This window comes from Microcoleus sp. EPA2 (assembly GCA_020882975.1).
GTDB lineage: Bacteria > Cyanobacteriota > Cyanobacteriia > Cyanobacteriales > Microcoleaceae > Microcoleus.
The window spans coordinates 75,029-96,778 of sequence record JAHRFD010000010.1; the positions used below are offsets into that span (position 1 = coordinate 75,029).

The 21,750-nt window shown below is 45.8% G+C and carries 17 protein-coding genes; 9 read left to right on the top strand and 8 right to left on the bottom strand.

Annotated elements, in window-relative coordinates; translation table 11 throughout:
- Nucleotides 1-209: 209 nt before the first annotated feature.
- Complete coding sequence (locus AAFP14_RS11720) at nt 210-3,680, bottom strand: SH3 domain-containing protein (RefSeq protein WP_341732432.1); 3,471 nt, start codon at nt 3,678-3,680, stop codon at nt 210-212.
- Nucleotides 3,681-4,553: 873 nt separating this feature from the next.
- Here AAFP14_RS11720 and AAFP14_RS11725 point away from each other — a divergent pair.
- The 4 genes from AAFP14_RS11725 (at nt 4,554) to ruvC (ending at nt 8,804) form a co-directional block, all read left to right on the top strand.
- The gene (locus tag AAFP14_RS11725; RefSeq protein WP_341732433.1) at nt 4,554-5,627 is read left to right on the top strand and encodes a site-2 protease family protein; all 1,074 of its coding nucleotides are present in this window, start codon (nt 4,554-4,556) and stop codon (nt 5,625-5,627) included.
- Nucleotides 5,628-5,697: 70 nt separating this feature from the next.
- The gene (locus AAFP14_RS11730; RefSeq protein WP_341732434.1) at nt 5,698-6,390 is read left to right on the top strand and encodes a PEP-CTERM sorting domain-containing protein; all 693 of its coding nucleotides are present in this window, start codon (nt 5,698-5,700) and stop codon (nt 6,388-6,390) included.
- A 480-nt stretch (nt 6,391-6,870) separates the two neighbouring features.
- Nucleotides 6,871-8,001 carry a magnesium chelatase ATPase subunit I gene (gene bchI, locus AAFP14_RS11735; RefSeq protein WP_472851045.1) on the top strand — a complete coding sequence of 377 codons (1,131 nt, stop codon included), beginning with the start codon at nt 6,871-6,873 and terminating at the stop codon, nt 7,999-8,001.
- Between the two features lie 269 nt (nt 8,002-8,270).
- On the top strand, nt 8,271-8,804 hold the full coding sequence (gene ruvC / locus AAFP14_RS11740) for a crossover junction endodeoxyribonuclease RuvC (protein WP_341732435.1): 534 nt from the start codon (nt 8,271-8,273) through the stop codon (nt 8,802-8,804).
- A gap of 70 nt (nt 8,805-8,874) precedes the next feature.
- Here ruvC and panB read toward each other — a convergent pair whose 3' ends face one another.
- The 7 genes from panB to AAFP14_RS11775 form a co-directional block, all read right to left on the bottom strand.
- A complete protein-coding gene (gene panB / locus AAFP14_RS11745; RefSeq protein ID WP_341732436.1) occupies nt 8,875-9,651 on the bottom strand; it encodes a 3-methyl-2-oxobutanoate hydroxymethyltransferase in 777 nt (258 codons plus the stop codon).
- Nucleotides 9,652-9,838: 187 nt separating this feature from the next.
- Nucleotides 9,839-10,303, bottom strand: coding sequence for a hypothetical protein (locus tag AAFP14_RS11750; protein ID WP_341732437.1), 465 nt, complete (start codon nt 10,301-10,303; stop codon nt 9,839-9,841).
- A 55-nt stretch (nt 10,304-10,358) separates the two neighbouring features.
- Nucleotides 10,359-11,045, bottom strand: a complete 687-nt coding sequence (locus AAFP14_RS11755; RefSeq protein ID WP_341732438.1) for a hypothetical protein — start codon at nt 11,043-11,045, stop codon at nt 10,359-10,361.
- A 268-nt stretch (nt 11,046-11,313) separates the two neighbouring features.
- A complete protein-coding gene (locus AAFP14_RS11760) occupies nt 11,314-11,793 on the bottom strand; it encodes a hypothetical protein (protein WP_341732439.1) in 480 nt (159 codons plus the stop codon).
- Nucleotides 11,794-12,000: 207 nt separating this feature from the next.
- Entirely contained in the window at nt 12,001-12,543 is a 543-nt protein-coding gene (locus AAFP14_RS11765; RefSeq protein ID WP_341732440.1) for a transposase, read from the bottom strand.
- Between the two features lie 210 nt (nt 12,544-12,753).
- The gene (locus tag AAFP14_RS11770) at nt 12,754-14,733 is read right to left on the bottom strand and encodes a calcium-binding protein (protein WP_341732441.1); all 1,980 of its coding nucleotides are present in this window, start codon (nt 14,731-14,733) and stop codon (nt 12,754-12,756) included.
- An 888-nt stretch (nt 14,734-15,621) separates the two neighbouring features.
- On the bottom strand, nt 15,622-16,755 hold the full coding sequence (locus AAFP14_RS11775) for a cob(I)yrinic acid a,c-diamide adenosyltransferase (protein WP_340523015.1): 1,134 nt from the start codon (nt 16,753-16,755) through the stop codon (nt 15,622-15,624).
- A gap of 252 nt (nt 16,756-17,007) precedes the next feature.
- Between AAFP14_RS11775 and fraC the strand changes: the two genes are divergently transcribed.
- The 5 genes from fraC (at nt 17,008) to larE (ending at nt 21,616) form a co-directional block, all read left to right on the top strand.
- Nucleotides 17,008-17,526: a filament integrity protein FraC gene (gene fraC, locus AAFP14_RS11780; protein WP_341732442.1), complete on the top strand. Its 519-nt coding sequence runs from the start codon at nt 17,008-17,010 to the stop codon at nt 17,524-17,526.
- A gap of 242 nt (nt 17,527-17,768) precedes the next feature.
- Entirely contained in the window at nt 17,769-18,767 is a 999-nt protein-coding gene (locus AAFP14_RS11785; protein WP_341732443.1) for a DUF5357 family protein, read from the top strand.
- A 78-nt stretch (nt 18,768-18,845) separates the two neighbouring features.
- Nucleotides 18,846-19,619, top strand: a complete 774-nt coding sequence (locus AAFP14_RS11790; protein WP_341732444.1) for an ABC transporter permease — start codon at nt 18,846-18,848, stop codon at nt 19,617-19,619.
- A gap of 227 nt (nt 19,620-19,846) precedes the next feature.
- Complete coding sequence (locus AAFP14_RS11795) at nt 19,847-20,689, top strand: Uma2 family endonuclease (RefSeq protein WP_341732505.1); 843 nt, start codon at nt 19,847-19,849, stop codon at nt 20,687-20,689.
- Between the two features lie 99 nt (nt 20,690-20,788).
- Nucleotides 20,789-21,616, top strand: a complete 828-nt coding sequence (larE, locus tag AAFP14_RS11800) for an ATP-dependent sacrificial sulfur transferase LarE (RefSeq protein ID WP_341732445.1) — start codon at nt 20,789-20,791, stop codon at nt 21,614-21,616.
- The last annotated feature ends 134 nt before the right edge of the window (nt 21,617-21,750 follow it).

The window sequence follows — 21,750 nt, forward strand, 5'->3', positions numbered from 1 at the left end:
TCGAGCCTCCGAGTCCGCCTGGGGGTTCAGAAACCGGGTTTTTGCACAAGATATCAGTTAAGAGGGAAAGGTTATCTAAAAACCCCGGTTTCTTTTGTTTTGGAAAAGGGTGATCGCGTGGAGTGAGAAACCGGGTTTTTGCACAAGATATCGGTTGAGAGGCAAAGGTTATCTGAAAAACCCGGTTTCTTTTGTTTGGACAAAACTCATTACCCTATGTACTCAAAGTAGGAAGGAGTGTTTTGACCAAATCCATCTGCTGCACTGGTGTTTTTGGAATTGTATCGCCCCGCTTGGGCAATGCGAACATTTGAGCCAGAGCTACCAGGTATAACAATGGCAATGTGTCCTAGGTTAGGACGAGAAGAAGCAACAACGACACGACCATTGTTAGCCCGCGCAACTGCTTCTGAAGCAGTTACTCGCTGCCATTTACCGCCACCGCCACTATTAAAGAAGTCGTAGAGTAAATCGGCTCGTTTAGGTTTTGCAGGAGGGTTGTTGCGATAAATCGGATGATTGGGAAAATAGGCTCCTGCACTTGGATCGCGAGGAATAGGAACTCTCAACTGATCTAACACATCTGCAACAAACCAATTACAGAACGTCAAGTTACCCGGTTGGTAATACTGGTGATCGGGATTGACTTTATTCACTGCATCTGTGATACGTTGTCCATTGCCGATTGGAGTTGGAGTCGGTGTTGGAGTTGGTGTCGCATTGCCTACTGATAAGTAAGCACCAGCAATGTAGGCTGTTTTGCCATTAACTATAACTTCATACCAGTCTGTACGACCGTTATCGTAAGAACTACCAGTCACCTTCTTCACCACTTGTACAGTAGTTCCGTTATTCAGTGTCGTAATAGCAGCTTGGGCTGTAGATGCTGATGGACGGACATTGACATATCCGACTGGAGAACTCACTTTCCCTGTTTGACTTGGAGTTGGTGTTGGTATTGGTGTTGGTGTCGGTGTCACATTGCCTACTGATAAGTAAGCACCAGCAATGTAGGCTGTTTTGCCATTGACTATGACTTCATACCAGTCTGTACGACCGTTATCGTAAGAACTACCAGTCACCTTCTTCACCACTTGTACAGTAGTTCCGTTATTCAGTGTCGTAATAGCAGCTTGGACCGTAGATGCTGATGGACGGACATTGACATATCCTACTGGAGAACTAACTTTACCTGTCTGATTTGACGCTAGTGTTACCGGAGTCCCTGTCCCAGTTTGAGAACTCACTGGCAGATAAACTGATTGACCAACTCGTAACTGTTGCGCTTCGGCCGCAGTAAAAGTCCCACCAGTCGGAGTTTTCACAATCTCACCCCAGCGGTTAGCATTCCCCAGTTCGCGTTGTGCAATGCCTGACAAAGTATCACCAGAACGCACAATGTACTGCCGCTGCTTACCAGGTGTTGCAGGAGGTGCATTATAGGAATTTGTCTGAGCATTTTCCAGTCGGACAAACGACACTCCAGCATATTGAGCCGGCGTCAGAATTCGTTCCTTAATTCCACTACCTGTCGGCCAATTTGCCTCAGTAATCCGAACCCTTCCATCGGGATAAACCTCTTCCAAAAAGGCAACATGACCCCATTGTCGAGTTCCTTGAGTATAAGGAGGCCAAACTACGAGTCCTCGGGCCCCAGCAGTTGGTGTAGAAGTAACGGGCAAACCTACCTTCAAAGCGTCATTCTTCCACGCTTCAGCATTGCCCCGAAACAAAGCATTATTCTTGATAGCTGCGGGTAGCAAGCCAGTTTCCAGCATCCGTCCGTAAGCATACCAGGTGCATTGCCCTTGCCAGCGGTAGGCAAATGGATTAACTGCCCCATTCCGGTAGTTAGCTGAATTAGAACTAATCGGAACTTGAGGAATAGGTTTGGGAGCTGGTGCTGGCGCAGGTGTAGGAGTTGGTGTTGGTTTGGGTGCTGGCGCAGGTGTAGGAGTTGGTGTTGGTTTGGGAGCTGGTGCAGGTGTAGGAGTTGGTGTTGGTTTGGGTGCTGGTGCAGGTGTAGGAGTTGGTGTGGGTTTCGGAGCTGGTGCTGGTGTGGGAGCTGGTTTGGGTGCTGGTATTGAGCCAACATTCTGAATGTACAATGCCGACATATACCCGCTACCATTAGCCAGACGATACCAAGTGCTGCTGCTACCAAGTCCACTTGTATCCGTAACCATTCCACCTTGAACGGGCTGATCTAAGAATTCTAGTTGAGTACCAGGAGTTATTTTGGCAACTTCCGCCGAGCTAGTATTAGGCTGAAAACGTATTCTCAACGACCCTGTCACCTTGACATCACCAACATTATTGATTCTTCCGTTGAAATTAACTGCTCTTTCACTAGGCGTTACCTTCCCTTCTCCACTCCAAGTATCAGGAACTACTGTTGCTGGAATTTCGTACACTTCCGGCGTCGTCTTCTTCGCCAAATCCACCGCCGCCAACGTATTCAAAAACCCAAAACCCGTCTCATCATCCCATCCAACCGGCCCCAAATCCCTCGCCGTAGACTTCAAAATCTCCATCACTTGGCGATAATTCAAAGCAGGATTTGCCGCCCAAACCAAAGAAGCCGCCCCCGCAACTTTCGCAGTCGCTACCGAAGTCCCCGCCATCGTCCCCAAATCATTTCCCGCAGTCGATAAAGCCGGATGTTCACTCGTGCCGCCATCCGCCACAATATCCAAACCGCGACCATAACTAGAATAGTTCGATCGCCCGTTAATATCCCCAGCCCCAACCGTAAAAATATTGTCAAATTCCTGAGAAGCTTGACCCAAAACCGACATCACACCGCCGTCATTACCCGCCGCCGCTACCAGCATTACCCCATTTTGCCGCGCATATTCGATCGCACTTCTTTCTGCGGTCGTCAACTCATAGCGCGTCGTCACACTCCCGTCAGCATTCTTCTGAGTCAAATCCAAACTGAGATTGGCGATCGCATTTTTCTGTCCAGAAGCCTTCGCAGCATCCACAAACTCTACCAAAGAATCCGCCCATCTCCCAGAATCGATCGCCCTTCCCACCCACTTCGGCGCAGTCTTATTAATCGCATCAATAATCCCCAACATAAAAGTACCGTGCTCGCTACCTTCCCCAGCTTTCAGCAACGGATTGTCATCCCCGCCCACATAATCGCGGCCCTTCTTAATATTCGCGTAATTCAAATAAGGACTATCCGCACTCACACCCGTATCAATACTCCCCACCAACGGCTGAGAAGCCAAGGGAAAATTGAGCAATTGACGGATTGCATTGGGATTGCTAGGATTCGGCGAATGCGGATCGACTGGAATCAAAGCAATCGGCAAAGTCTCAAACGCACCCCCCGGATTGTAAGGAGTTTGAGTGGCAATCCCATCATGGTACAGACCCAGCGGGTCAAAATCAATCAGCGGTGGTAAATTATTGGTTGGTGCAGAAGGGTCGATCGGGCAAACACCGCTATCAGCCAAGAAATTAGGCAAATGTAAATCAGGAAGCGACAAAGAACCCAATAACTGATGTAAGTGGTCAAACTCGTGCTGCCAATCTCCAATACTCGCACTCGGAGTCACAATTTTTTCTAAGATAAAACTTTTCGGTCGTTTCCGACTCTTTGTTTTACTCGCATCCCCAAAACCTTGAGCCCGATCGCGTTTTTTCCCACCAAAATTTAGCCAACCCATAACTTTTGCACCCTGTATTAATATGAAGTCGATCGCACGAACTTAATTAAATGTCTTCAGACACTCAACCAAAATCCTTTTTCGATAAATATTTTAATTTATCGTCAAAAGTTTCTGTTTATTTGAGAAATTACGCAAATTCAACAAATTTTCTGCATTGGCGATCGGCAAAAACTTTGTTACTGCTTAATTCCTAGGATTTCTTGCTTCTTCACAGGGTCATTGTATACCAAAAATATTTAGGCGATCGTAAAGTTTTTGTAAAGTTTCGGGGAGAGCAATCCCCTCATTAATCTGAAGTATTTACCACACAAGGAGTCCATCTAATTACAACTTAAAAAATGTAAAAAGAATTTAACTATTTCAGAATTAACACTTGCTTTTTTTCTGATTTCTGATAACATGAACACCAAGGTGAAACTTGGATTAAAGTCTAAAGCCTAAACAAATATCACCACAGCTTCTTCACAAAATGTTTCAATACTTCCCTGCTTCATTGAAACGGGGTGAAATTCTCATTTAGAAATACCCTGTTCACAGAAATTTAGGGTTGATCGAAATACTCAAAAACCTAGCGGAGAAAACTGAAAAATATAAATTTGCGATCGATTCAAGACAATTAAATAAAAACATCCACTTTGAGTGACTTCTCTTGTTCCCCCCTTATTAAGGGGGGTTAGGGGGGATCGAGTTTCAGCCTAAAACCCACTGTCTCTGTGCTCGCTCCGAAAGTCTAGAGCCTCCTCGCATCCCCCTTAAGAAGAGGGACTTGGAGTGAAATCTGTTGTTCTCCCGGATGTTTTAGGAGACGAGTGACTTCTCTTGTCCGCCCCTTCTTAAGGGGGGTTAGGGGGGATCGAGTTTCCGCCTAAAATGCGTAATTCCCTCTTCCATCTTCCATCTTCCTTCTCCCAAACCATGCAACTCAAATCAGCGGTGCAGTGGATACCTCATCCCGACGGTTATTGGATACTTCGCAATCCCGAAGACATTACCTGTCTGCAAATTGACGACTTTGACAAACAGGTAATTTTGCTACTAAATCAACAGCCACTAACTAACATTCTCGCCGAATACGACCTAGATTTAAAAGATGTGCAAAATCTCTTAAAAGACTTAGCACAAGCAGGAATGCTAGAAGGAACCAAGCCGCCCAAAGCCAAATTTAATCTGCTATCCTTCACAATTCCTGTAGTCAATCCAGATGTTTGGCTGTCGCGGCACATCGACAAATTCCGCTGGATTTGGACCTGGCAATTTGGCTTTTTTCTGTGCGCTTTCATCTCTTCTTCAGTAGCAGTGTGGTTTGCTTCCTCTAACGAAGTCGCTACTTCCCATCAACAGTTATTGACAGGCGAAAAATTTGAAAATATAATCCAAGTTTCCTTGCTGACAATGCTAGTAATAGCATTCCATGAACTCGGTCATGCTTTCACCCTCAAACACTACGGTGGCATAGTTAAAGAAATTGGATTGTTGTTTATGTGTCTCATCCCCGGATGCTATACAGATACAACCGATCAATACAGTTTAGTCCGGCGGAAACAGCGAGTTTTAGTAGTAGGGGCAGGAGTATTGATTCAAGTAACAATTTGGGCAATTGCTGTTTGGATGTGGCTGTTTTCTCATTCCAATCCAGTTTGGCATCAAATTAGTTATTTGTTGATGGTGGCGGCATTGCTGACAGTAGCAATTAACTTGAATCCCTTGAATAGATTTGACGGTTATTATTTGTTAGTGGCTGCAACAGGGATTAACAATCTGCGACAAAGGTCTTTTGATTTTTATGTAGATTTGTTGCGGAGGGAGGAGATTGAGGAAGCAGTAGAAACCCGATGGGTTTTGGCGACCTATGCACCTTTGAGTATAGTTTATACTGTTTGGGCTTTTAGTTACTTAATGTCTTTGATTGGAAATTGGGCTTTGTTAAATGTTCCGAGTTTTTAACCGCAGATTAATCACAGGCGGGAGGTCCTTGCCACAAACTGCAACTTTATTATTTTAGGGGTTTATCGAAATGAATGTTTGTCAAAAGTTGGGAATTGTTGGTGGAAGTTTGAGTTTTGCACTTGTTAGTCAATGTTTTTCTGCACAAGCTGCTACTCTGACTCAAACTTATACTGTAGATCTGGGTTCGCAGCCCTTAAATAGCAGCACGAATGTGGTTTTGCCCAAGTTTAATTCAATGTTGGGAACGCTATTAAAAGCTTATGTTACGGTTAAGTCTACTGTTAATAATAGTGTGACTATTACTCCTTTGACTGGAAATTTTACAGGGACGGCGACGACGAATGCAAGCATTGCTGTGAATATTCCGCTGCTCAAAGTTGACCCTATTTTGAGTTTGAGTGTGTTAGCAAGTCCGCCGGAAACTAAGATTGCTAATCGGGGTACGGGAACTGTTAGTGGTTCGGCTTCAGGTTATGTGTCGAAAAGTTATGATTCCCAGCAGTCTTTGAGTGCTTTAAGTGGATGTGATGGTGATACTTTTATCGCTGGTTTAATGACTACGGGTTTGACTAAGATTCAGGGGAATCCTGTTATAGGTAGTTTTGGAGGTTTGGTGTCGGCTAATACTACACTCACTGGAGTTTATGAGTATGAACCTCATGCTAATGCTGCTGTACCGGAACCGATGACTGCTGTTGGTACGTTTCTGGCTGCTGGCATGGGTTTGTGGTGGAAGAGAAGGGCTTCAAAAAAGATATAAGCTCGTGTCTGGCATACTTGTTCTTAAGGCAAAACATCAAGTCTTGCAGGCGATTATCAGAATTGGTAAGGTGCGTCAGATATCGAAACAGTTAATAATCGTTTGAGAAAATCCTAAGACGCACCTTAGCAATTGAGTTTAGTGTACCAGTTTCCTCATTTCTAACATATTTGTGACGCACTCTACAGCTTGTTGAGCTTTTTATGCAGATTCTGGGGTATTGTTACATAAGTTTATATTTGAGTTGCCCGATCGCCCTTCCCGTGCCATCTACAGCCAGTTAACAGAGGTGGCGATTTTGCTGAAAACTGTTGTGGGGTGGGCACTCCTAGCCCGCCCACAGATGCTATGTCAATGCAGAAAATCTCAGTAGCGCTGGGCTATTGAAGAGGCTACAACCCCGATCGCCACAATCCATCGCCCCAGACAATCCCTTATCCCTTACAATAAACAGGCAATTATTATATTTTGAGTTATCCTGTGAGTCCTACTGCCGAAGTCAGCAATACCCTGAATGCGGGTGCTCTGCCAACTGTTACCGCCCCCCGCCGCGCTGTTTTTCCCTTTACTGCCATTGTCGGCCAAGAGGAGATGAAACTAGCACTGCTGTTGAATGTCATCGATCCGAAAATTGGTGGGGTGATGATCATGGGCGATCGCGGTACTGGCAAATCTACCACAATCCGCGCCCTCGCGGACTTGCTGCCGGAAATTGAGGTGGTAGCAGACGATCCTTTTAATAGTCATCCCAGCGATCCAGATTTGATGAGTGACGAGGTGCGCGATTCCCTATGGGATAGCTCCGCTTCACGCACTTTATCTCAAGCTGACATTAAAATCGCCCGTAAAAAAGTCCAAATGGTAGATTTACCTTTGGGCGCGACCGAAGACCGAGTTTGCGGTACGATCGACATAGAAAAAGCTCTCTCCGAAGGAGTGAAAGCTTTTGAACCAGGACTTTTAGCTAAAGCCAACCGTGGCATCCTCTACGTCGATGAAGTCAATTTGCTCGACGATCATTTAGTCGATGTTTTGCTTGACTCCGCCGCTAGCGGTTGGAATACTGTAGAAAGAGAAGGCATTTCGATTCGCCACCCAGCTAAGTTTATTCTAATTGGTTCCGGCAACCCAGAAGAAGGAGAATTGCGGCCGCAGTTGCTCGATAGATTCGGGATGCACGCCGAAATTCGGACTGTAAAAGACCCGAATTTAAGAGTAGAAATTGTCGAACAGCGATCGAGTTTTGACCAAAATCCAGCGGAGTTTCTCTCTCAATATCAACACCAACAAGATGATATGCAACAGAAGTTGGTGGAAGCCCAAGAAAGGTTGAAGTCGGTAAAGCTCGATCGGGATTTGCGAGTAAAAATCTCCCAAGTTTGCGCCGAATTGGACGTAGACGGACTGCGAGGCGATTTGGTCACAAACCGCGCCGCCAAAGCTTTGACTGCCTTAGAATGCCGCACAGAGGTCACAGTGGACGATATTCGCCGGGTGATGACCCTGTGTTTGCGCCACCGATTGCGGAAAGATCCACTAGAATCAATTGATTCGGGTTCTAAAGTGACCAAAGTGTTCGATCGAGTATTCGGCCTAGAAACCAACTCATAATCAAGACTTCAGCCCTAAAATTAGAACAACATCTTAGTCCGCGAAGGCGGACTTTGTTTGTCTAGCCCCGAATTATATTCGGTGGGGTCAATCGATTTTAGATTGTAGATTTTAGATCAAATCCGTTGACATCGGAATTATTAATCTCTCTCTTCTCTTCCTTCGCGTCCTTTGCGCCTTCGTGGTTAAATCATTCCGATACAACCGGAATTGATATTAGATTCCAGAATGCGACCCCACTGATAAATACGGGAGTTTATGATGAGGATATGGAAACACGAATTTTAGGATTAGACCCGGGCTTAGCCAACCTCGGCTACGGCGCAATTTCTTGTCACATAGTTCCCGGAAAACAAGATGAAAACATCGTTTCTCTGATAGACTGCGGCGTAATTCAAACAACGCCAAAACAGGAAATGGGACAGCGCCTCAAAACAATTTACGAAGATTTGCACTCCGTAATTGAACAGGTAAAACCAGATGTAGCCATAGCCGAAAAACTCTTCTTTTACAAAATGGGAAATACCATACTTGTAGCCCAAGCGCGGGGAGTATTGACCCTAGTATTAGCCCAGTCTGGAGTACCACTGTTCGAGTTTACCCCAGCCCAAATTAAAAAAGCCTTAACTGGGCGCGGGAATGCTGATAAATCGGAGGTGCAAGAAGCCGTAGCGCGGGAGTTAGAATTAGGTTATATTCCGAAACCAGATGATGCGGCGGATGCTTTAGCTGTAGCTTTAACTGGTTGGTTTGATGATGATATTTGTCCGAAAAAAATAGCATTAGAAACTGCCACAAACTAATCTCATCTTCCGTCTGTACTGACTCTGACACGACTTACGCACTTTCGAGACTAAAGTCCTGACTAAGAAGTTATTGGGGAAATTTGCCTTCTCTAACTTCTAGGGAATAATCTTTCACAGCTTGAGTAATTGTCGATCGCAAATTGGTATAAGCTTTAGCAAAAGGTGGCTGTTTTTCCGAAAGTCCTAACAAATCGGAAGTAACTAACACTTGTCCGTCGCAGTGTGGCCCCGCCCCGATACCAATGGTGGGAATAGTTAATTTTTGAGTAATGCGATCGCCTAAATCAGCGGGAATATGCTCTAATACTATGGCAAAAGCACCTGCTTCTTGAAGCGCGATCGACTCTTGCACAATTCTCTCTCCTGCTTCCACAGTTTTCCCCTGTTTTTTGTAGCCTAGTTGGTGTACAGACTGCGGGGTTAAACCGACGTGTCCCATCACCGGAATTCCCGCTGATGTCAGTTGCGAAACTGTGGCCACCATCGCTGGATATCCGCCTTCTAATTTTACAGCTTGAGCACCAGTTTCTTTCAAGGCTCTTCCTGCCGAGTGCATGGCTTGCTGGACACTTTCTTGATAAGTTAAAAATGGCAAATCCACCACAATTAAGGCTTCTGTCACACCGCGACGCACTGCTTTTGCGTGGTGTAGCATTTCATCGAGAGTTAGGGGCAAGGTTGTTTCGTACCCTAATATAGGCATTGCGAGGGAATCGCCCACGAGGATGATATCTACACCGGCTCGATCTATGAGTTGGGCGATCGCATAATCATAGGCTGTCAGCGCCACAATTGACCGCTTTTGTTGTTTCCATTGAATTAATTGATGAGTAGTAACTGACATTTTATTGCAAAAATATAAGAGATCCGATGATTACTTATGATATCAAATCACTGTTATTTAACTTCTCTAGCAACTCTAAATCATTTGTAAAATTTAGCTGTTACCCCCTGAGTAGGGGCGGTGCCAAGAGTGCCCGCCCTCTCGGTTAGGGGAGATCGGATTCTATGCAGCTTAAAAATATTGCCGATTAATAGCAAAAATGCTCTCTAAATATTGATTGTCTCAGCTTCTTCCATTCTTGTTTAGAAATATCGGCACGAGTTTTGTCACCGGATGGATCGCGGATAGTCCAAATGGTATCTGCAACCCGATCAAGCGATCGCCCATGATAACGATAGTCGAAATCCCAGAAAGCATCACCGACACAATCTCCTGGTGTACTAATCATTTCGCCATCAACTGTACGACGAATAGCATTCCATTCGCGGATGTAGATAGGAAAATCATCCGATCGCAATTTGCGGCCTTCTAATTGAGGATTAACCTGGTAAAAAAACCAATCCGTCAACCGATCCACCGCCACAGTTCGTGATTCTAAATCCCGCGCTGTAGCACTGTCTATATTTCCCTTACTGAGAATAAGGATAAAACCCAATATACACACCGCTGACAACTTCGAGACACACTTAATTGAGGGCAATCTAATCAGCATGATGAAACTTCATAAATGTTTATCCATTCGCGACAACCAGGCGATAAATCTTGTCTCACCCTGGGTTTGACCCTTTGTATAACCATCCGTTTTTAGAACAAGAAGCTATTTGTCCTTTGGGTAACATTGTAGATAAACACCAATAATTTTTACCATCAAACACCACCCCTTTTTTAATATATTGTAACTCAGCGATGGGTTGCCAAGGTCGATCGATGTCCGACTCGTCATAATATCGATAGCGTCCTCCCTTCACTTCTAAACCCTGACCTGTACCACCTAGCCAATAACGACCCTGTTCAATTATATTGGATGACGCTCTTTGTGGATTACTATCCGTCTTTTTCTCAATCCACCAATTTCTAACGAAACGTTTTGTATTTTCCGCTCCCATAGTCGTAGCAACTACCACTAACAGTTCTTGTTTTTTATTAATAAACTCAAACCGACAAGGCCCCTCACCAGTGCCAGAGCAATCCTTAATCTCTTCATATCCCAAATCAAATAGCTCCTTCACAGAACGATTTCTCAGGTTACGGGGTGTACCCTGTAAGTATGGTTGCCACCCTTTTTTGATGATGATTTGACGGGCATTTTCGTAGGGCATACCTGTTTTCAGAGCTAGTCCTTCAGGGGAGTTGGCATAATTGTCAACACTGAATTGCTGTGGTTTTTGGCTAGTTTCTAAAGCTTTCGCAGCAGATGCCGTACAGATTGCTAGTAAGGTTAGTAGTAATACCATTTGTCTAAAATTGTGCAAAATTCTTCGACCCCCCCTAGCCCCCCCTTGGCAAGGGGGGGGACAAGAATACTGTTGCATTCTTTTTTTTAATTGGGATAACATTGCTATACTTTTTTTATTCATATAAATTTATCCTACCTAAGTGCTTTGCTGCGATTTAGTAATGCTAAATTATTTGGGAACTGATTACTCCCTCCCCGCGAGTTCGGGGAGGGTTGGGGTGGGGTAAAAAAATTACAAATCATCGAGATTGCTATAGCACCGTATTTCATATTCCACAATTAGAAATATACATATAGTATCGAATTGCAGACCATTCACTGATGCTGATTTTATCGTCTTTGGGAATTGGCTGTCCAGTCCGTTGAGGATGGCGACTATAAAAAATTGTATCTGCAAGTAAATCGTAGGTTTGTTCGTAGGTTTGGCCGTTAATTGTGGTGAATTCCCATCCAGTCTCTCCTGGTGTCACTCCAGTGCAGACTTCTTGTACCGATTTGACTCGCGGATCGATCGCCTCGCGTAATTTTTGCCATTGACGGATATATTCGCGATCGCCCGTTTGCAGTTTCCGATTGTTTAACTGAGGATTAACCTTGTAGAATAGGAAATCTGTTAGTCGATCGACTGCTTGCTCTCGCGATTCAGCTTTGGCTAAATTGGGGCTGATGAGGAGAAGGGCGATCGCCAGAGCACAAACCATGGAAAATCTGGACACAAGTTTAATCGACAGCAACTTGATTAGCATAGTGATTTGGCATTCATTCCTAAATCTATCCCAACCATCTTAACCAGCACTTACGAAAGAGTTATAGCATGGGCCAGGGCGGGTTTACGAGATAGTTAGTTTTCCACAGAGATGGCTGGTAAAACCCGCCCCTACCACTAAAATCAGACAATAACAAAATTTCTTAATTTCCACCGCCGTTTCAAATGTAGATACTGTCTTGATCTGTCAAGGGGTAGCAGTCAAATAATTAGGATCGAAAGGCTTTTGGGACTTTAAAATCCCAAAAGCCAAATGCACCAACTTCCTCATCAGCGCACCAATTACCTGCATTTTGACCTTTCCACGTCCCAATAATCGGTCACTCATAGCTTTCAGCAAAGGATTGTGACGCATCGCCACCACAGCAGGCAAATACAACGCTTTTCGCAGTCGGACATTGCCGGTACAAGACAAACGAGTTTTGCCTTTAACTGAAGTCCCAGAACTCCGTTCACAGGGTGTTAAGCCTGCATAAGCTGCTAATTGACGGGCATTATCGTAATCAGAAACATCACCAATTTCAGCTAATAATATAGAAGCTGTTAAATCGCCAAGGCCCGGAGCTGTTACAGAACCATTTGTACGAAACTTTCCTTGTTTCTTTAGATTCGCTTTGCTTAGAGGTACGATCGACTCGTTGTCGGCTCGATCGCCTGATTGTCGGCTCGATCGCCTGATTGTCGGTATGATTAAATCTATGACGTGGCGATCGACTCTTTTAAGATACAAGGGGCGGGTTCACCAACCATAATTGCCAAAAACCAACAATCTCATAAACCCGCCCCCGCCCCATGCCCCATGCCCTAATTCCTAATGGCAATAAAAAAGCCAGGGATGGATATCCCCAGCTCGAAACATAACAGATTAAGTTTTGAGAATTCGTGGGTCGCTCTTTTCAGAATCCTACTCAGAATCCTACCGTGCCCACTCCTAGCCCAATTAAATCAGGGTAATATCCGAAGCCGATAGACCCGGTTTGTTGTTCAGGATGGCCAGCGTCACCCCTGGGTTAGCACCAGCAGTACCATCAGGGTCATATCCTAGTCGTCCGTCTTCAGCTTGATAGAAGAGGAATCCTTGATTGGTAGCAGCCCCTGCTGGACCAAAACTGCTACTGTAAGCCCCAGTCTCAAGCACCAACAAAGACCCAGAAGAAAGTCGATTGGTGTCAGGAAATGGGTTCAAGGCGCTGAAGCCTGTCTGCTGGAACACCAACTTGTCTTGACCGGACACAAAGTCACCAATTTGGTCTGGGTTGCTACCGGTAGGTAGGAAGTTGGGTGCGCCACCAATAGGGACACCCTCGCCGAAGTTGTTGTAGTAGAAGCTGTCATTACCAGTTCCACCAATCAGGGTGTCAGCACCAGGCCCGCCACCGAGAGAGTCGTCGCCATCGCCTCCGAGCAAATAGTCGTTACCAAAGCCGCCAAGCAACACGTCGTTGCCACCACCGGCATTCAAGGTATCGTCTCCATCAATTCCTGGGGTGATTAGATTGGCTGGGCCGCCGAACAGGGTGTCATTCCCACTACCGGTAGTAATGACATCAGTACCATTGGCACCAAAGATGAGGTTGCTACCCTGGTTGTCGGTAATCCTGTTGACAGTTGTACGACCGGTAAAGTTAACACTGCTGGCGTAGGAGATGAAGTCGTTGCCGGCAGAGTCACCGACCAGAGTATCGCTGGCGTTGCCAAAAATCACCGTATCATTCCCCGCGCCGCCGTTCATGACGTGGGTGGTGGTGAAACTCGTACTGACATTAGTATTGCCAATTAACAGATCGTTGCCGATGCCGCCGTCAAGAGTAATCCTTCCATTGACATTGGAAAGAGAGGCATTGATCGTATCGTCGCCGTCTGCACCGGAGGCATTAGTAAAGATACCGCTCAAGCTGTCGCTACCGTCGCCGCCAATCATGGTATCAGTGGAGAAAGCAGCGACGATCGTGTCATTGCCAGTCCCGCCATCAAGGAAGTTCCGACCGGCAAAGCCTGGAAGGGAACTCTGGGCACCACCGCTCGAAAGTGCTGTCACCGTCGCAGACACGATGAAGTCGTCGCCTGCACCTCCGATGGCGGTATCCTGGGTAGAAAAAACCCTAATCGTGTCATTGCCATCGCCGGCATCTAATAAGTTTCTGCCACCGCCAAATTCGCCGATCGAACCTTGTAGAGAATCATTTCCAGCACCACCTAGCAAGGTAGTTCTCTCAATGCCAATAGTAATGAAGCCGGAAGCAAATGGGCTTGTTTGGGTAGTATTGGCAACGAATAAAGTATCCTGGTCCTCACCGCCCTCTAGGTAGCTGCTGCTGCCAGCACCGCGCAGAGTGTCATTGCCTTTACCGCCGAAAAGGCTGTCTCTGATGTTGATACCTGCAACCAAGTCGTCACCAGAGTCGCCCCGCAAGAAGTTGCTTCCTTCATTGCCAGCGAAACCAACGCCCGATAAGGGAAGACCCAGGTTGTTGCCTCCGCCGGCGATGAAGAAGCCAACGGCGTCATTGCCCTTGCCACCGTAGATGGTGTCTCTTCTCTGGGCCCCTCCCAGGATCGTATCTGAACCCTGATTACCATATATGACGTTAGCTTCGACAGTACCTTGGAGGAAGTCGTCTCCTTCACCGCCCTGCATCGTAGCGCGGGCTTCAGCGATTATGGTGTCCGAGCCTCCGTCGCCAAACAGCAAGGCGGGAGTACGCTGAGATCTAATAGAGTCTTCGTCGGCGCCGCCGTAGATAGTATCGTTCGGGCCCACGGAAATCAGAGTATCATTATCGCCTTGGCCAAATATTAAGCTGCCGCCCAGGGTAGAAGTTCTGACGAAATCAGCCCCACCTCCGGCGAAGATTGTATCCGGTCCCAGTCCCGGAAGGTTTAAATCTATTACATTAGTATCGTCATTTAGCGTTGTCATTACAGATTCACTCCTCTACTTAATTTGTCATCGCTGTTGCGACTACAGAGACTGCCTAGAACACCGAATGTTTGGATGCCGTTGTAGTTTAACTTGTTTGCTCGTCGCAAGTCTAGTCTAGTTGTGTTAACTCTGTCTAGACTTTCTAGACTGGCTATTTTTTCGTTGTAAGCTTTTATTTTCAATTTCTTCACCTTTTTAATGATCCTAATTGGACGCTCGGAGGTGCTTACGCTCTCGAAGACGCGGTTGATATTCTGAATGTTCCATGCTGGATCAGCGAGCTGGGATCGCGTCTAAACAGGGAAATTTCAAATTACAGCAGATTGCCGGTTTATGAGGTACTATCAATATCCCCGTAGGGACACTCCAAGAGCCCATAGGTGTCAACAACCAGGTCAAACCCAGCCAGAGACTGCTGGAAAGACCATTAAATCTAGATCCCCCCTAGCCCCCCTTAAGAAGGGGGGGACAGGAGTCTTTTCTCTCGTCCCCCTTCTTAAGGGGGGGACAGGAGCAGGGCTGTTTCATTCTCTTGTAGGGGCGGTGCCAAGAGTGCCCGCCCAGAGGTCTGAAACACATACAAAATCGTGGACGAAGAGGGTAGGCACGGGGGCACTACCCCTACAAAATGATGATTTGTCTGAGAATGAAACAGCCCTGGGGACAGGAGTCTTTTCAAAGTCCCCCTTCTTAAGGGGGGGACAGGAGTCCGATCAAAGTCCCCCTTCTTAAGGGGGATTTAGGGGGATCTAGACTCTGGTAAAACCGAGAGATACCAATAGTTTCAGGCTTAAGTTGACACGCTTTGGGTTCTGGGAGTGTCCCTACAAGAGCTATGTACCTGAAAAGTGCTGTAAGAATCAAAAAAGGGTTCCGATCTAGGCATTAAAAGTCTACGCCGCGCTTGAGTTCTACCCCCCGATCGCCGTAGTGTTTGTGACAGTATACCTCTGAATGTACACTTGCCAAATCAAAATAAGCGTGGGGTTTATGACAGCGGCCGGTGATAATGATTTCTGTATCGCGGGGCTTGCGTAGCAAGGCTTCCACGATCGGCTCTACCGGCAGCAATTCTAAGTCTACTGTGGGATTGAGTTCATCGAGAATTATTGTTTTATACCAACCGCTGGCGATCGCCGCTTTGGCTATTTCCCAACCCCGTTCAGCTTCCGTGCAGTCCAACTCTTGCTGTTGCCCGCGCCAAACTATAGCATCCCGCCCGCACCGCTGGTGATCCACTAGCTGCGGGTAACTTTGGCGCAAAGCTGCTATTGCCGCGTCTTCCGTATAACCGGTACCTCCTTTAAGCCACTGCACGATTAACACCCGGTGAGATTGGTCTAAACTAATACCTCTGCCGATCGCCTGCAAAGCTTTGCCCAGAGCACTGGTAGACTTTCCTTTCCCCGCACCTGTGTATATTTCAATACCAGAAATATTGTGTTCGGCTGCTGCGGGGTGGTGGTGGGGCTTCATTTCTGAATGCAAGTCAGCAATATCGAGCAAAGCTTGGGGGGTAGCCCTCCCTGTGGCGATTACTTCTAGATATTCTGGTTTGTGTTTGAGGGTTTGGACTACTTCATCTACTGGGAGCAAACCTAGGTCCAAAACGGGGTTTAATTCGTCTAGTACCACTACAGAATATAGCTCTGAGGCGATCGCCCCTTTGGCGATATCCCAACCCCGCTGGGCTTCGGTGCGATCGAACCTGGTGATAGCTTCTGGCCCAAAATATTCAGCCCTGCCCGTCCGAACTTGGTCGATTAAGTGGGGAAATGCCCGCTGCAAGGCTTCTATGGCCCCGTCTTCGTCGTAGGAGCGGCCAGGTCCCTTGAGAAAGCGCAGCAGTAAGACTCGCGTGGGGGAGTCTGAATTGATACCCAGCCCGATCGAGCGCAAAACTACCCCTAAAGCAGCCTGAGACTTGCCCTTGCTAGCGCCATCATAGACGTGAATCTGACCGGCCGCGCGTTCCGATCGGGATGATGCTGTCCGAATACCAATGCCATTCCTTACCATAATCAATTATTTTAGTCTGTCTTGGGGTCGGTAGCTGAGGAAATTTAATGTTTTAATGTTTCCATCCTGTTAATGGATCTCGACATATTATACTATAAACAAGCTGATAATCTGCTACCATGCCATGTCCGACAGATTGGGGAAAATGTCCAGGCTGAAAATATCAAGAGGGCAAATTAGCTCGATCGTTGTCGTCCTGTTTGTACCCGGTGGCGGAATAGATTCTACCCAGCCGTTATAGTTGTAAACTTTATGATTGCCAGTGTTTTTCCATTTCCGACTGTTTTGCTGCAAATTTTAATTTTGTTTGTGGCGATCGCGATCGAATCGTGGTTCCTACAAAAACTACTTAAACTAGGCCCCAAAACCAGCGTTCAATATACAACCATCCTCAATTTATCTTGCGCCTGTCTAGGTTGGTTTCTTTTCTTCGGCCTTGAAAGTGTACTGCCAAAAGACCTGCGAGAACAGCTAATAGATTACATGATATTAGGAGGAGGTCGCGATATTTACCCAGCCATAACTCTGATTGCTGTATTACTTTTAGCCATCACTTTTTTTGCCAAGTGGGAAGGATTAGAATTCCTCCAAAATTTGGTAGCTGGTACTAAAAGAACTTCCAAACCTCAGTTCACAGGCCCGCCCACCCTCACCAAGCGTCCTCCCCAAAAAACTTTCCAAGTAACCACTGTTTTTGGTGCAATGTTAATAGCCCATACAGTTAGCAATTGTGTGATTCTAACCTTGTTATTTCTGCAAGCATCTAATTAAAAAAAAATCGAGCTGTTTTCTTAGGGATTAAGCTTAATCCCCGAAAGTATGACCTAGGGTTAGGGTGCATCTGTGATTGGCAAATATATTGGTATAGGCTATACCATGACCGCTGTAAATCTCTGGTTATCACTAACAAATTGTCTTCGGTCATGGGAAAGCCCTTACAAAATCGGGATTCTCCCTAGGGTTCTATCTTCCATCTTCCTTCTTCCATCTTCCTTCTTCCATCTTCCTTCTATATGATGAAGCAATTTCTAGATATCACCCAGCAACTGACGAAGCTGACAAACAACCTTTTGGAAGTCAATAAAAAAGTCCAAAAGCAGCTACTTCCGCCTAAAGTAGTCCACTGGAAAACACCTTTACTGATTAGCATATTGTTGGCATTACTGTCCGTGGCAGCCATCACAGACGGGCCAACCAGAACAACCATTGCTGATTTGAGTTGGTTATCTTTTATAATCTCAATGGGTCTGTTGACCAGTCAGCCACCTTTTGTGATTTACGGAGTGAGTATTAGCCCGTGGGTGACAAGTGTCTTGGTGGGCCTGTGGCTATTAGTCAGATTGCCGCCAGATAATCGCCCCATAGCATGGATAGCAGGACCGCTGATCGCAGTAGTAGTTCTAGCGGCCATAGAAATTTGGAATAGTGAATCCAAATGGGACAAAATTAAGTCGCTAATTCAACCGGAATTTTTAATTTTGACGCTGATCCATGTGATGATTTCTTGTTGGTTTGGCTTCCACTTTTTGATTCAAGGTTGGCTGCAAGATTATCCAAGTGTTTTGTCACAAAACTTAAAAGAAAGTCATTATTTGGTGACATTTCAAGGCCCAACAATTAATCGTTCTAGAGGTGTAATTATCCTCAATGAAATGGAAAAATATCTCAAAAATCAAGCAGCAACTAAACCTTGGCCGCAGATAGAACAAATGCTGATAGATATTGACAACGAGCGATTTTTCCTCAAAAATGAAGCGTTGAAAAAAATTCAAATAGTTCCAGAAGATGGGAGTTGGGATGTGAAAACTTCCATCGTCCAAGGAGAGTCTCGTTATCAGTTAGAGATGCAAGCTACTTGGCTGGGGCTGGTTTTTAGACCGGAAATATATTCCTTTACGCAGTCTTGCGAAGTGATAAATATTGGCAATGCTGCGACGGTAGACTGTGGGGCTATCAAACGCTCTAAGCCGGGGCTAAAAAAGAATGGAAGTGGAGGAGATAGTCAAGTTTGAGGTGGCTGCTAAATACGAATAACCCTGACTCTCCAGAAGTTGTCGGGGTTCTCAAACCAATTACCAATTAGCTAGTAAATGAATCTCAGAAGAATCTGGACAGTTGCCATTAATGTATTTTGGGAAGTAATTCGCGATCGCATTCTTTACTTAATCGTTATTTTTGCTCTGTTGATGGCAGTAATCGTGCGGTTAATCCCGGAATTGGCGGCAACAACAGAGCAAAAAATTATCTTAGATACTGGTTTGGCTGCTATTAGTATTTTCGGTCTAATTGTCACAGTCTTTGTTGCTACTGGATTGGTAAACAAAGAAATTGAAAAACGCACTGTTTACCTGTTAATTGCCAAGCCGATAAGTCGCGCTGAATTAATTGTTGGTAAACACTTAGGGCTGTCGGCGGTACTAGCTGTCCTTGTGGCAGCCATGACTGTTATTTATCTGGCAATTCTGAGTTTTAGTCGCATTAATTACCCTGTGCCAAGCATTTTAATAGCTTCACTATTCATCTGGTTTGAACTGTGTTTGGTCGCGGCCGTGGGGATTTTATTGGGAGTTTTTAGTAGTTCTTTGCTCGCAAGTTTACTGACATTTGGTGTCTATTTAGTGGGAAACTCAACGCGGGATTTAGTGGCTTTGGGTAAGTTAACTAAGAATCCTGGTATTGAACAATTGATGATGGGACTTTATCTGATTTTGCCAGATTTGGCTAGATTTAATTTGAGAAATGATGCTGTGTACGGACAAGTTCCTTACTTAGCGGCTATGATTACAAATGTCGGCTATGGTTTGTTGTATGGGGTGCTACTGCTGTCAATTTCAGTTGCTATATTTTCTCGTAGAGAGTTTTAACCATCATCTTCTATAGCAATCCTCGCATCATTTGTGAATTTCTTACTCCCTCCCCTTGCTAAGGGGAGGGCTGGGGTGGGGTAAAAAAAATTACGACTCCTGCAAGGATTGCTATATACCTTCAGCGGGTGCAGTAAAATTGAATGGGCAAGCTAGAATATAGAAAAGATTATCGATCGCCAATCTCGACTAAAATTCAAACTTTTATTGGTAAAATGAGGTGTCCTATGACTGCTGTAATTCACAAACCAATATCACAGCTAAAAATTACCTGGCCGCTGCTACCCGATGATTTTATTCTACCAGATGACCCCGTGGAAAATATAGAACATCCTTTAATCGCGAATGGTTTACGCCAGTCTGTAGTGGATTGCCCGGAACTAATACAAGACGCACTGATAGTTTCTAATTTTGCATTGTGTGCGGCGGTGGACGATCGCACTATTTGCAAAGGCCCAGATTGGATGTACGTGCGCCCCGTGCAACCTTGGCCTCACAACTATCCCCGTCGTAGTTACACGCCTCATACCGAAGGAACAGTGCCTTCTGTCGTGATGGAATTTCTCTCAGCTACTTACGGTGATGAATACTCTGTCGAACATACAGAAGAAATCGGTAAGTGGTTTTTTTACGAACAAGTAATCAAAGTTCCTCGCTATGTGATTTTTCGACCGCATACGGGCAGAATAGAAGTCTATGCCCTGGAATCGGAGCGATACAACAATCAAAAACCCGATGAAAATGGGCGTTATTTAATACCTGGATTGGATCTGTTTTTGGGAGTTTGGGTGGGTACTCGCGAAGGTAGAACCGGAAATTGGCTGCGCTGGTGGAATATGGCTGGGGAGTTGCTGTTGTGGCCAGAAGAACGGGCAGAAGCTGAACGCCAGCGCGCAGAAGCCGAACGCCAGCGCGCAGAAGCCGAACGCCAGCGGGCCGAAGCCGAACGCCAGCGCGCAGAAGCCCAAAGCCAAGAAAAAGAGTTAGCCCAGACTATGCTGGAACAGGAAAGACAGCGCAATCAAGAGCTTTTGGCTAGATTAGCCGCCCTTGGCATCGATCCAGAATAAGTAAACTTACTTAAAAAACCAAACACTCAGAACCCTGACTTCTTCTGGAAGTCGGGGCTCTAATATCGATCGCATTTTACAGTAATCAAAATTGAAATCATGTTAGTCGAAAAATTCGCAAAATTAAAAACTATCTTCGCAGAAATGGATCGGGCGCTGATTGCCTACTCTGGCGGTATTGACAGCACTTTGGTGGCCAAAATTGCTTTTGATGTCTTGGGCGATCGCGCTTTGGCAGTGACAGCAGTTTCCCCATCTTTATTGCCAGAAGATTTAGAAGATGCGCGGATTCAAGCAGCAGAAATTGGGATAGCCCACCAAGAGGTGGAAACTCAAGAAATGGCAAATCCTAATTACACTTCTAACCCAGTTAATCGCTGCTATTTTTGCAAAAGCGAACTGCACGATACTTTGAAACCGCTAGCACTCGCTAAGGGTTATCCTTATGTGGTGGATGGGGTTAATGCTGATGATTTAAAGGATTATCGTCCGGGAATTGTGGCGGCGAAGGAACGGGGGGCTCGATCGCCTTTGGCAGAAGTCGGCATGGCTAAATTTGAAGTGCGACAATTGGCAAAAGAATTAAATTTGCCTTGGTGGGACAAACCAGCTCAACCTTGTCTGAGTTCGCGCTTTCCCTACGGTGAAGAAATCACCGCGGCCAAGTTGCAAAGAGTTGGGCGCGCTGAACGGTATTTGCGGCAGTTGGGACTGAAAAATCTGCGAGTGCGATCGGACCAAGATACGGCGCGCATTGAGTTACCAGCCGAGGAGATCAAGGAATTTGTGTTAAAGCAAGATTTGTCTGCATTGGTAGCCGTGTTTCAAGAGTTTGGTTTTGTTTACGCGACTTTGGATTTGGAGGGATTTCGCAGCGGCAAATTAAATCAGGTTTTGCAGCCGGAGTTGTTGGAGAAAAAAGGTTGATTAGTTTTGCATAGAATTAGCTCCCCCTACCCCCCCCACCCGCCCCAAGGGGGGGTGGGGGATCGAGATAGGTGCAAATTCACATTAAATTGGTATAATCTAAAAATTTGCCTGCATCCTGATGGCTGGTTCAA

What these genes read in the sequence shown, in the direction of transcription:
- AAFP14_RS11720 (WP_341732432.1), bottom strand. Translation starts at nt 3,680, where the DNA reads ATGGGTTGGCTAAATTTTGGTGGGAAAAAACGCGATCGGGCTCAAGGT.
- AAFP14_RS11725 (WP_341732433.1), top strand. Translation starts at nt 4,554, where the DNA reads ATGCGTAATTCCCTCTTCCATCTTCCATCTTCCTTCTCCCAAACCATG.
- AAFP14_RS11730 (WP_341732434.1), top strand. Translation starts at nt 5,698, where the DNA reads ATGAATGTTTGTCAAAAGTTGGGAATTGTTGGTGGAAGTTTGAGTTTT.
- ruvC (WP_341732435.1), top strand. Translation starts at nt 8,271, where the DNA reads ATGGAAACACGAATTTTAGGATTAGACCCGGGCTTAGCCAACCTCGGC.
- panB (WP_341732436.1), bottom strand. Translation starts at nt 9,651, where the DNA reads ATGTCAGTTACTACTCATCAATTAATTCAATGGAAACAACAAAAGCGG.
- AAFP14_RS11750 (WP_341732437.1), bottom strand. Translation starts at nt 10,303, where the DNA reads ATGCTGATTAGATTGCCCTCAATTAAGTGTGTCTCGAAGTTGTCAGCG.
- AAFP14_RS11755 (WP_341732438.1), bottom strand. Translation starts at nt 11,045, where the DNA reads ATGGTATTACTACTAACCTTACTAGCAATCTGTACGGCATCTGCTGCG.
- AAFP14_RS11760 (WP_341732439.1), bottom strand. Translation starts at nt 11,793, where the DNA reads ATGCTAATCAAGTTGCTGTCGATTAAACTTGTGTCCAGATTTTCCATG.
- AAFP14_RS11770 (WP_341732441.1), bottom strand. Translation starts at nt 14,733, where the DNA reads ATGACAACGCTAAATGACGATACTAATGTAATAGATTTAAACCTTCCG.
- AAFP14_RS11775 (WP_340523015.1), bottom strand. Translation starts at nt 16,755, where the DNA reads ATGGTAAGGAATGGCATTGGTATTCGGACAGCATCATCCCGATCGGAA.
- fraC (WP_341732442.1), top strand. Translation starts at nt 17,008, where the DNA reads ATGATTGCCAGTGTTTTTCCATTTCCGACTGTTTTGCTGCAAATTTTA.
- AAFP14_RS11785 (WP_341732443.1), top strand. Translation starts at nt 17,769, where the DNA reads ATGATGAAGCAATTTCTAGATATCACCCAGCAACTGACGAAGCTGACA.
- AAFP14_RS11790 (WP_341732444.1), top strand. Translation starts at nt 18,846, where the DNA reads ATGAATCTCAGAAGAATCTGGACAGTTGCCATTAATGTATTTTGGGAA.
- AAFP14_RS11795 (WP_341732505.1), top strand. Translation starts at nt 19,847, where the DNA reads ATGACTGCTGTAATTCACAAACCAATATCACAGCTAAAAATTACCTGG.
- larE (WP_341732445.1), top strand. Translation starts at nt 20,789, where the DNA reads ATGTTAGTCGAAAAATTCGCAAAATTAAAAACTATCTTCGCAGAAATG.